We start from the raw sequence: 10,182 nt of genomic DNA, 5'->3' as shown, positions 1-10,182 counted from the left end.
ACATTAATTATATTAAGGTCAATATATACAATGACTTTTACCCGGATACGTTCAATCTAAAGGGAGCCTATCCACAGGGTACGCCAAGAGCGACAACAGCGACCAGAGCTACCATCTTGGCGATTAGTTCCCTCGAAACAATGTACATTTTCCAACAGCCCATTGATACTTACAAGGACCCACAGAACACACAAAACATAGCGGTTCTGGTTCCTGTCTCCATATTGATGCAGAATTTCCAGCTGCAGCGTGGGAGTGGGGAATCGGCACGATATGGAAGACCAATCCATGTAAAGATATCTGGAAACGCTAGGATTATACTTTCGTGCCTATAGCATCGTCATCATTCCAGTGCTTCTTTTCGGGCATCCTGCGGGATGCCTTTTTGTATAATAACATGCATGATGCAATATATAATGTACATGATGACGTTTATAGATTACAATATTACCATTCTATAATGATTCAGGAGGGGGACAGGTGGGCGAGCAGAAGAATATGAAGCTGAAGCTGGCGCGGATTCAGAAGGATCTGTCCCAGGAGCAGCTTGCGGAAGCGGTAGGGGTCACGAGACAGACAATCGGGCTGATTGAGGCCGGCAAATATAATCCGTCCATCCGGCTATGTATTGCCATCTGCAAGGTATTGGGGCGAACCTTAAATGATATTTTCTGGGAGGAAGAAGCATGAAGAATAGTGGTTACAAAGATGAACGCCTTACAGCCGAGAATCAAAAGCTGAATTCACACGGCTTTCTGATTGTGCTTGTGGGGCTGTTGATCAGCATAATGGTAAAGGTATTTATTCTGCAGTGGGATATAAAGTACTGGTTGGATGTATTTCTTATTCTGATGGCAGCCTGCCTCTATATTACGGTTAAGGGGATTCGTAGTGGTCTCTACCTACTTTCGGGCAGAGCCGGAGAGAAGCAGAAGTTCAAGAAAGCAAATCTGCTGAGCGGTGCCATAGGGGCAACCGTCTGGACGGTCCTGATGATCAGCTATGATCTGCTGGAAAGCGGAACGACAGATTTGTTCAAAAATGTGGCAAGCGCATTGGCTGGGGTATGATATTTTTCTTTGGCATCAACTGGATACAGAGACCGATGATGAGTAGATCAACCCAAAATGCTGATAAACCCCTGGACTGAATCCAATGCATAATGCTTTCTTGAATCGTATAAATCAGATGGAGGGATGCATGAATATGGACAAAAGAGCCAAGAAAGTTCTACAGACAACCTTTTGGTCTTCGGCTGGCTGGAAGAGTGCTCCAGCTGTATACACTGGTGAAGATTTTGAATATGCCAAAAGCCATGGACTGATGTTTGATCCGGTTACGATTACACATGACGAATGTGAGCGCCGGATTCGGGAGCTTCATGATAGCGCCGTCACCAAAGAACGGGTAGCGACAGCTTTTGTACATAGCCTGTCTTCGCGGAAAGTTCATTTACGGAGTGCTTTGTCCAGCTGGGCACTGACTTCCGGCTTGGCACTTCATACCTATGAACAGCACCCGTTGGAGAGAGCCAGTTATAGTTGCTGTGGAGATTGTAACGCGGGTAAAATCATGTCCGACAAGAACTATATAAATGCAGACCTGAATGTGCTTAACTTTGAAAGGGTTAAATGGGGCGGGGTCCGTCTTAACCAGCTTTTGTATTGCTGGCTGGATCTTGAACTCCTAAGTAGAGAAGAAGAACTCAGCATTAGCAGAGCAGATTCGGAAATCCTCAGACGCCTGATAGAAGCAGTGGAAGAGTGTGATCCTGGTGATACGGCACGTAAACTGGAAAAGCGCTGGAAAGACCTGTTCCCCTCAAGTAAGCAGGAACGCGATGTGCTTATGGAGATTTGGGGTTTTGCGGGAATATTGGTGCCGCAGGAAGAGCCCCGGCTGGGGTGTGGCGGAGATAGTGATTTTATCTCTGTTGCCAACTGGCGGGGTGAGGACAGGATCTCGCGGGAGAAGCTGGAATTTTATTTTGGCACTATGCTATAAAGACAAAGAGAGCAAGCTGCGTATCGTCTCGATGACTAGCTCCGGCTGATCATGAATAATCATATGGCCGCTTTGTTTAGCAATGGTGAGTTCACTGTCTGTGGAGAGGTTCAGCATGCTGCGCTGTCCGGCTTGCCAGATCGCTTCGAGCTGCTTACCGCCTGCTTCGGAAAATCCGAATGAAGCATAGTCCTGCGGAAGCCCCCGGGCAATGATACGCACCGGAAGAGCGCCGAAGGTTTGCCCGCGGATAGCATCCTCGGTTGAACTTGCCAAGGCGCCTTCTTGCTCTTTGGCGGCAAAATAGCTTGGTGTAGATATGACATTAATGAATTCACCCCGATCTTCCTTCGCAACCATACCTGCCAAAAGGCTGTTCTGGAACAACCGCATAATTCCAGAACGCTTCAATATGGTGAGCACGGCAGCTGATGGATTCCCGGCGAAGTTCTCTGCTTTTAGAATAGATGCTGTCTCCCGTTCATCATTCTCCGGTCTGGCATCCACCAGTACGAGACCCACGACATCATCCCTGTAGGTCTCAGTGAAGAGACGAGCGTACATTCCGCCAAGGGAATGGCCAACAACCAGATAAGGGCCGGGTAAACCTTCGTTCATAAGCGCGTCATGCAGCTCTCGGACGATATTAGCTCCGGTTCGCTCATTGGGGGATGACTCGCTCCATGCATAACCAGCCCGGTCATAACTGACCACAGTTGCGATCTTAGCCAGCTCTTCAGGGATATTCCTCCACGATAAGCTGGTCTCGCCGCTTCCCGCTTCGAGAATAATAGTAGGACCCCCGGAACCTTGTTTGTTTAGGTGCAGTTTGAAGCCACCGGCTTCTACCAGTTTTCCTGGTGGCGGATATTGCTTTTTAGCCATATTCGAAGCTATGGATTCGTACAAAAATCCTGAACCTATCAGGAGGATTATTGCAGATAAAACAAACAGCAGCAGCCTTTTTCCTGAGCTTTTTGCTGTACTTTTCCCAGATTTGAATCGGTTCATAATGGCAGCACGCCTCCTTTATTTAATACACTTGTATTATATAAAGTGAATGATACCACATATGGTTTTGAAAAAGTAGACTTTATATTCCTAATATAGAAGAAAAAGTTATCCTCCATGTTTGAGCATAAACACTTGATAAACTAATGACATTAGTTTATATTATAACTAATAACATTAGTTTTGGAGGGGTTCTTATGAGATTAACTCAAGAAGGCCATTTGCTGCAGTTAACCTGGATGCCCAGATTCTTTCCTGTGAATTGTTATCTTATAGAAGAAGAGGATGGACTGACGTTAATTGATGCTGCGATGCCGTTCAGTGTGCAGGGCATTATGGACACGGCTACTAAGCTGAATAAACCGGTTAATCGCATCATACTGACACATGCCCATGGTGATCATGTTGGAGCGTTGGATGAACTGAAGAAGCGGCTTCCGGCAGCGCTAGTGTATATTTCTGAAAGAGATTCGGCCTTGCTTAGGGGCGACCGATCTTTGAGGGCTGACGAACTGCAGACGCCAATAAAAGGCAGTGTTCCGGCTAAAATCACCACCGTGCCGGATATCCTGTTGCGGGAGGGCGATGCTATAGGCTCGTTAACAGCTATTTCGACACCGGGCCATACACCGGGTTCGATGTCTTACCTGGATCAGCGTACCGGCGCTCTTGTGGTTGGCGATGCTTTTCAGACCTTTCGTAGAACAGCTGTATCAGGAACGGTTGTACCGTTGTTTCCTTTCCCTGCAATGGCTACTTGGAATAAAGCCAAAGCACTGGAAAGCGCGATGAAACTACTTAGACTTTCACCGAAGCTTCTAGCAGTAGGACACGGAAATCTGCTTAAGGCACCGATCGAACAAATGAAGTTCGCGATTAAACAAGCCGAAGAAATGCAGAAGAAAGGAGGGAACTGAAATGTCACCCAGAGCTGGATTGGACACACATACATTAGTGCTGGCAGCTGCGGAAATTGCCGATGAGCAAGGAATAGAAGAAGTGACCTTGGCTGCGCTCGCAGCCAAGCTGGGCGTACGTTCACCGTCGTTGTATAATCACATTAACGGACTTCAGGGTCTGCGTTCATTGCTTGCTGTACACGGCCTTGAATTGCTGTATGCCGCAATGTCTGCTGCTTCGGTTGGACTGAAGGGGGATGCAGCTGTACACGCCATGGGACAAGCTTATATTGGCTTTGCGAGGCAGCATCCCGGACTGTATGAGACCACGCTGCGGGCGCCAGAGGAAGGAAATCCGGAGCTGAAGAAAGCGAGCGAACAGGTACTGTCATTAATTATTGAAGTGCTGTCCGGCTATGAGCTTGGCGCTGAGGGAGAATTGCATGCGGTCCGGGGCTGGCGGAGCTTGCTGCACGGATTCGCTGCCTTGGAGAACAAGGGAGGATTTGGCATGCCTCTGGATACCAACGTCAGCTTAAACCGGCTGATTAGCACATTCATTGCTGGTATCCGAAGCATGAGCTTAAGAGAGTAGATCAGGACAAGGGTAACGAGTTGAATTTAAGGAGGAAACATTCGTGGGCAGAGTGGAAGAGCAAGGAATAGTCACGACTTATGAGGAAATGAAAGAGGTTATTGGCAAGCTGGGCATCCTGCCGCTGGCCTCACTCCTCCCGGAGCATCCTTCCGTGACCGGATTGACCCTAGCTGAGAATTGGCATTCGGATACGGAGCTGGATCCATGGTCCTGGCGTGCCCGTTTCCCCGGCGAGGGTGTGGCTGCATATGGAAAGTTCATTCGGAAAAAGGCAGTCCTGGTCTCCAGTGAATGGTTCCCGGCTTACACGGCGGCTGCGGGTAGCCAGCTTTCCTTGGAGGAACGCTACGATAGCGGACTGTGCAGCAGGGAAGCATTAACCTTGCTACAGATCATTCGCGATAATCAGGGGATTGAGACACGTGAACTCCGTACGCTGGCGGATATGAAGGCAAAGGAGAAGAAAACTGCATTTGACAATGCCGTTACGGAACTGCAAGGCACATTGGATATTGTCATTTCAGGAGTTAAGGAGCGACATAATGCGGCTGGAGAGAAAAATGGGTGGAACAGCACTTCATTTGAAACGGTAAGCCACTGGATGGCGGATTATAAGATACCGGCATTTAAAGGTACTAGGGAAGAAGCAGTGACGTGGCTGCGATCGCGTATGGAACAGGAATGGCATCCCGGTGCTGTTAAATGGCTCGGGAAAGTATTGTCCTGGTAATAGAAATAGAAATAGAAATAGAAACGGCTGATTCTTTCCCCTAAAGGAAGGTATCAGCCGTAAGCGTTTTCTATGGAGCATATATAATTAATCAGCTTCTTACAGCATGGGGGCCAGGTAAGCAATCAGAAAATATAGGAACCCAAAAAACAGCATGACATAAGCCGTGTACTTGATGGCATTGGAAGCAACGATGCTCGGGTCGACTGGAGCTTTGACTTCGGTGCGGTCAACTTCAGCCGTTTCCATGTCATGGGACAATGATTCTTTCATCGGGACAACCTCCTTGGAAATAGAATCCTTAACTGTATTGTGACATAATTGTGAAATAAATTCAACAATATTGTGAATATATTTTGAACAAAACTTCAAAATTGGACTATTTATAGGATTAAAACTAGCTGGTTAGGCAAAAAAACACCCTGAAGCCCTCTTTTATAAGAGAAACTCCAGGGTGTTTTGTGTTGTAATGGAAATGTCAAGCTATCGAGAAGTTTGAATTAAGCCCAATTTCCGTTGCGGAAGATAGGTTCAGCAATACCTTCATCCGTGATTCCATCGATATTCATCTCTGCAGATCCCATCATGAAATCTACATGTGTCAGGCTCTGGTTCATCCCGTGCTCTGTCAGTTCTTCTTTGCTCATTGTCGTCCCTTGCTCCAGGGTGAAGGCATAAGCTGCACCTATAGCCAGATGACAGGAAGCATTTTCATCGTAGAGCGTAGTGTAATACAGAATACCGCTTTCCGAGATAGGAGAGTGGTAGGGCACCAGGGCAACTTCGCCAAAATAAGCCGAGCCTTCATCCATCGCCAACAAAGACGCCAGCGCTTCCTGACCTTCCTCGGCTGTGAAGTCTGTAACTTTCCCGTTTTCAAGTGTGAGGGTGAACCGGTCAATAATCTTGCCGCTGTAGCTCAGCGGTTTGGTGCTGCTGACCTTGCCGTTCGCCCCTGTCTTAAGCGTAGCTGTAAATACCTCTTCTGTTGGAATGTTAGCGAGAAAAGGAACTCCGCGACCGTTCACAGCTCCGGCTTGGCACCAGATATGGCCTTCAGGCAGTTCAAGAGTCAGATCCGTGCCCGGGGCGGTGTAGTGCAGCTTGCGGTATCTCTTCGCATTTAGAATATCACAGCGCTGCTTCAGGCCCCCCAGGTGGAGGCTCCAGGCTTCAACCGGATTCTCCTGGTCTGCTCTGACTGCTTTGAAGATAGCATCCCACAACAGTTCTACCTGCTGCTCTGGCGGAGCGTCCGGGAATACTTTGGCTGCCCAGACAGGAGAAGGGTAAGCCACCAGGCTCCAGCTGACATGGTTACCCATCAGCAGTTCACGGTAAGGGACCATGGCTTGACCTGCGGTGCGCTGATTGTCGGCGATTCGAACGGGATCTATCCCGTTCAGCAAATCCGGATTTGTTGAAACGATCGACAGGAAAGCCGCTCCGCCGCGTGCCAGATCTTCCAGCTCATCTGCCTGCCATTTTGGCGGTTCGAGGAAGCTTTCGGAAGGGGCTAGCTCATACCTTGTCCGGGTGACAAGCTCATCCGTATAATTCACTTTGACCAGCTTTGCCCCGGCTTCATAGGCTTGACGCACAACCAGGCGCACCAGTTCAGCAGAAGCAATGTCAGCGTTGACCACAAGGGTCTGCCCCGGTTGAATGTTAATTCCGATTTTTACTGCCAGCAGTGCGTAGTTCTCCAGCTTTTGCTTGAAACTCAGCATAATTCCCGCTCCCCTCAATCTCTCTGTTCCGTTTCAGTTAGAACGCCCAGTTTCCCTTCAGGAATACCGGCTCCTTGGTGCCATCAGCAGTAATGCCGTAAATGTCCATCTCAGGAGAACCGATCATAAAATCGACATGGGTAACACTTGTATTCAAGCCTCTTTCAATCAATTCTTCCTGGTTCATATCCTTACCGCCTTCAAGACAGAAGGCATAAGCCGTGCCGATGGCCAGATGGTTAGAGGCATTCTCATCGAACAAAGTATTGAAATACAGGATGTTGGATTCGGATATTGGAGATTTATGAGGGACCAGTGCAACTTCGCCGAGATATTTCGCCCCTTCATCCAGTCCAATAAGATATTCCAGTGCTTCCTGGCCTTTTTCAGCTTTTACATTAACGATCCGGCCTTGCTCAAAGGTAATAGAGAAGTCATCGATGATGTTCCCGCCGTAGCTAAGCGGTTTCGTGCTTCTTACAGTTCCGTTGACGCCGGTTTTGAGTGGGGCTGTGAATACTTCTTCGGTTGGCATATTGGCGACAAAAGAATGACCTTTGGCATTGATGCTGTCTCCTTGAGCCCACAGATGGCCTTCAGGCAGCTCGATGCTAAGGTCTGTGCCAGGTGCTATGTAATGAAGACTTTTGTATTTTTTGGCGTTCAGGACATTGGCCTTTTGTTCAAGTGTATCCAAATGCTCCTGCCAGGCCGCTACCGGATCTTCACGGTCCAGGCGCACAGTGTGGAAAATTGCATCCCAAAGCTTGCTGATGCGTTGTTCTGCCGGAACGTCAGGGAATACTTTATCTGCCCATGGCTGCGACGGGATGGCAACAATGCTCCAGCTGACTTTGTCGGACATTTGCATTTCACGGTATTTGGTCAGTGCCGCTCCGCGGGTTTTCTGGAAGTTCGCAATCCGCTCCGGATCAATGCCTTTGAGAGCGTCGGGGTCCTCTGCGATGACATGAAGAAAAGCTGCTCCATTCTCAGCGAACTCGGTCATTTCTCCGGCGAACCATGTAGGTGCCTTCGTGAACACTTCCGGTGCGGCATGCTCGAATTGCTGGCGGGTGATGAACTCGTCACTCCAGTTGACTTTTACCTGGCTTGCGCCGATGGCATATGCCTTGGCCGTAATCATACGAACGAATTCTGCGGCCGAGATTGGCGCACTCACGACGAGGATTTGTCCGGGCTGAACATTAACTCCAATTTGAACCGCCAAATCCGCATATTTACTGAGCTGAGTTTCCAGTGGGGTCATTGCAATTCCCTCCAATTTCGATTGATTTAGTCTTTAGTATTAAATTATTAACCGCCGGATGAAAAAAGTCAATTGGCTTACATTAGGTAGGGAAATGCTCTCATCTCATGATATACTAAGGAGAAGTTAGGACATGATGAAGGGAAGAAACGAACATGAACGTGGAAATACTAAAAGCAGAAATGAAACGCGAAGAGGATCGAAGCTTCGTAGGGAGAACGGTCTTTACACTTGAAAATCACAGTTCCCCTTATGAGATCACATTTTTCAGCAAACGCGGCACGGAATGGGATTACAGTCTGAGCTTTGCCGGTGAGCCGGGAAGTGAGGAGCAGTTCCTGGAAACCGATGCGCTGCTTGAAAATGATGACGATGTCTACAATCTGCTGCTGGATGCTGCACTGGATACCCAGGAGATTCCGGAAGAAGCTGAGGAAGAGTGAAAAAGTAAATGCGACCCTTAATGGCATGAGTGATGTCGTTAAAGGGTCGCATTTTTGTTGTGAATAAGAAGCTGGATGAAGCGGTTTCTGCTCGTATCAGCCAATCGTGATATTGCCTTCGGGATAGCGGTAGAGCTCTTTGCTGTTCTTAGGCTTGAGGGCGTAAGCCAGCGTCAACGGGCCTGTCCGGCCGGCGAACATCAGAACAATCACCAGTAGCTTGCCTATCGTTGTAAGCTCAGGTGTAAGCCCCATGGTGATGCCAGAGGTGCCAAATGCGGAGACAGCCTCGAAGAGCACAGTCAAGAAATCAGCGCTTTCGGTGACCGACAACAGCATCGTGGCGGCAACAACGAGCATGAGCGAGAGTAGGGACAGAGTAATTGCCCGATATACATTTTCTTTGGAGAGGCGGTGGCGGAAAATGACAATACCTTCCTTATCCCGGATCTTGGCATAAACTGTACTGACGAGGATAGCGAAGGTAGTGATCTTGATCCCCCCGCCGGTGGAGCCTGGAGCCGCACCGATGAACATGAGAAGGACCATTAGGAACTGGGTGGATTCCCGCAGAAGCGGAATCTCGATGGTTGTAACACCGCCAGAGCGCGGGGTAATCGCCTGAAGGAAAGAGGCCATCATTTTGCCCCCGGGATGCAGCGGCCTTAGGGCGTTGTTCAACTCCAGCCCAAAAAAGACAATGGCTCCGCCCAGAATTACAACGGCTGAAGCCGAAAGGACGGCAAGGCCCGTTACACAGGTTGCTGAGGTCGCCATGAACAAAGCATCAATTATAGAAATTCTCACTCCGGTGGAAGCCGCCGGGAGGCTCAGAAGGATCGTTCCGGCTGCGATCAGCAGTATGAATCCCAGGGATAATATTTTGGGTGGTGTCAGCGTTTGATGTCTAAAAGGTACGATGGTCAATAGATGTTCTCCTGACGTCTGAAGATAATTTGACAAGATTATACCATATCTTCATATCCATCCTCTAAAGGGGGAGGGAATTGGCATATTTTATCGAAATGGTTAAGAGGTCCAAATATATTAGAAGTTTTATAGAGGAGGCATACTGGCTGTGACAAGTCCGATTCTGAATCAGATTGGCGCTGTTTTTATTCCGGTAAGTGATATTGAACGGTCAAAAAACTGGTATTGCAATTTACTGGGGCTTCCCCTTGACGGCGAAGTGCTGTTCAATCATTTGTACGTGGTTCCAATGCAAGGACCCGGTATTGTGCTGGACAGCAGAATTTTCACAACCGAAGCCGTACTGAAGGTTCCTTCCTTCCACCTGAACACTGAGGATATTGATGCGGCCTATGATTTTGTCAAGGAATCCGGAGCAGAGCTGCTGACTGACATCGAGCATGATCACTGGTTCAATTTCAAGGACCCGGATGGGAACATACTAATGATATGCCGATGTTAAGAGAAGCCAGAAAATAATTAATGGCATTAAATCATATAAAAGATTAATAACATTAAATATATAAC

General features: G+C 48.2%; 13 protein-coding genes. 8 read left to right on the top strand and 5 right to left on the bottom strand.

Annotated features, from left to right (window positions below; genetic code table 11):
* Positions 1–498 precede the first annotated feature (498 nt).
* The 3 genes from A3842_RS05100 (at position 499) to A3842_RS05090 (ending at position 2,004) form a co-directional block, all read left to right on the top strand.
* The gene (locus A3842_RS05100; RefSeq protein ID WP_074100668.1) at positions 499–690 is read left to right on the top strand and encodes a helix-turn-helix transcriptional regulator; all 192 of its coding nucleotides are present in this window, start codon (positions 499–501) and stop codon (positions 688–690) included.
* Positions 687–1,070 (top strand): DUF6773 family protein, encoded by a 384-nt coding sequence (locus tag A3842_RS05095; RefSeq protein WP_074100666.1) that lies wholly within the window; start codon positions 687–689, stop codon positions 1,068–1,070. The genes A3842_RS05100 and A3842_RS05095 overlap by 4 nt, the downstream gene beginning before the upstream one ends.
* Positions 1,071–1,206: 136 nt before the next feature.
* Positions 1,207–2,004, top strand: coding sequence for a hypothetical protein (locus A3842_RS05090; protein WP_074100667.1), 798 nt, complete (start codon positions 1,207–1,209; stop codon positions 2,002–2,004).
* Here the strand turns inward: A3842_RS05090 and A3842_RS05085 are convergent.
* Positions 1,999–3,015 (bottom strand): alpha/beta fold hydrolase, encoded by a 1,017-nt coding sequence (locus A3842_RS05085; protein ID WP_074100665.1) that lies wholly within the window; start codon positions 3,013–3,015, stop codon positions 1,999–2,001. The genes A3842_RS05090 and A3842_RS05085 overlap by 6 nt on opposite strands.
* 197 nt (positions 3,016–3,212) lie before the next feature.
* Between A3842_RS05085 and A3842_RS05080 the strand changes: the two genes are divergently transcribed.
* Genes A3842_RS05080 through A3842_RS05070 form a run of 3 tightly spaced genes read left to right on the top strand, consistent with a single transcriptional unit; the run spans position 3,213 to position 5,242 of the window.
* Positions 3,213–3,932 carry an MBL fold metallo-hydrolase gene (locus A3842_RS05080; protein WP_074100664.1) on the top strand — a complete coding sequence of 240 codons (720 nt, stop codon included), beginning with the start codon at positions 3,213–3,215 and terminating at the stop codon, positions 3,930–3,932.
* A gap of 1 nt (position 3,933) precedes the next feature.
* Positions 3,934–4,509, top strand: coding sequence for a TetR/AcrR family transcriptional regulator (locus A3842_RS05075; RefSeq protein ID WP_074084455.1), 576 nt, complete (start codon positions 3,934–3,936; stop codon positions 4,507–4,509).
* 43 nt (positions 4,510–4,552) lie between these two features.
* The gene (locus tag A3842_RS05070) at positions 4,553–5,242 is read left to right on the top strand and encodes an AlkZ-related protein (protein ID WP_143186162.1); all 690 of its coding nucleotides are present in this window, start codon (positions 4,553–4,555) and stop codon (positions 5,240–5,242) included.
* 99 nt (positions 5,243–5,341) lie between these two features.
* Here the strand turns inward: A3842_RS05070 and A3842_RS32365 are convergent, their stop codons facing one another.
* From A3842_RS32365 to A3842_RS05060, 3 genes are all read right to left on the bottom strand, one after another.
* Entirely contained in the window at positions 5,342–5,515 is a 174-nt protein-coding gene (locus A3842_RS32365; RefSeq protein ID WP_167374775.1) for a hypothetical protein, read from the bottom strand.
* A gap of 227 nt (positions 5,516–5,742) precedes the next feature.
* Positions 5,743–6,972, bottom strand: coding sequence for an aminopeptidase (locus A3842_RS05065; RefSeq protein ID WP_074100663.1), 1,230 nt, complete (start codon positions 6,970–6,972; stop codon positions 5,743–5,745).
* A gap of 37 nt (positions 6,973–7,009) precedes the next feature.
* Complete coding sequence (locus A3842_RS05060) at positions 7,010–8,242, bottom strand: aminopeptidase (protein WP_074100662.1); 1,233 nt, start codon at positions 8,240–8,242, stop codon at positions 7,010–7,012.
* A 155-nt stretch (positions 8,243–8,397) separates the two neighbouring features.
* Between A3842_RS05060 and A3842_RS05055 the strand changes: the two genes are divergently transcribed.
* Positions 8,398–8,685 (top strand): hypothetical protein, encoded by a 288-nt coding sequence (locus tag A3842_RS05055; RefSeq protein WP_074084580.1) that lies wholly within the window; start codon positions 8,398–8,400, stop codon positions 8,683–8,685.
* Between the two features lie 96 nt (positions 8,686–8,781).
* Here A3842_RS05055 and A3842_RS05050 read toward each other — a convergent pair whose 3' ends face one another.
* On the bottom strand, positions 8,782–9,612 hold the full coding sequence (locus A3842_RS05050) for a potassium transporter TrkG (protein ID WP_074100661.1): 831 nt from the start codon (positions 9,610–9,612) through the stop codon (positions 8,782–8,784).
* 151 nt (positions 9,613–9,763) lie between these two features.
* On the opposite strand from A3842_RS05050, the gene A3842_RS05045 reads away from it, so the two are divergent.
* The gene (locus A3842_RS05045; RefSeq protein WP_074084451.1) at positions 9,764–10,117 is read left to right on the top strand and encodes a VOC family protein; all 354 of its coding nucleotides are present in this window, start codon (positions 9,764–9,766) and stop codon (positions 10,115–10,117) included.
* Positions 10,118–10,182 lie beyond the last annotated feature (65 nt).

The organism is Paenibacillus sp. P3E, from assembly GCF_001909045.1.
Classification (GTDB): domain Bacteria; phylum Bacillota; class Bacilli; order Paenibacillales; family Paenibacillaceae; genus Paenibacillus_AQ; species Paenibacillus_AQ helianthi.
This window is presented reverse-complemented; position numbering and strand designations above follow the sequence as displayed.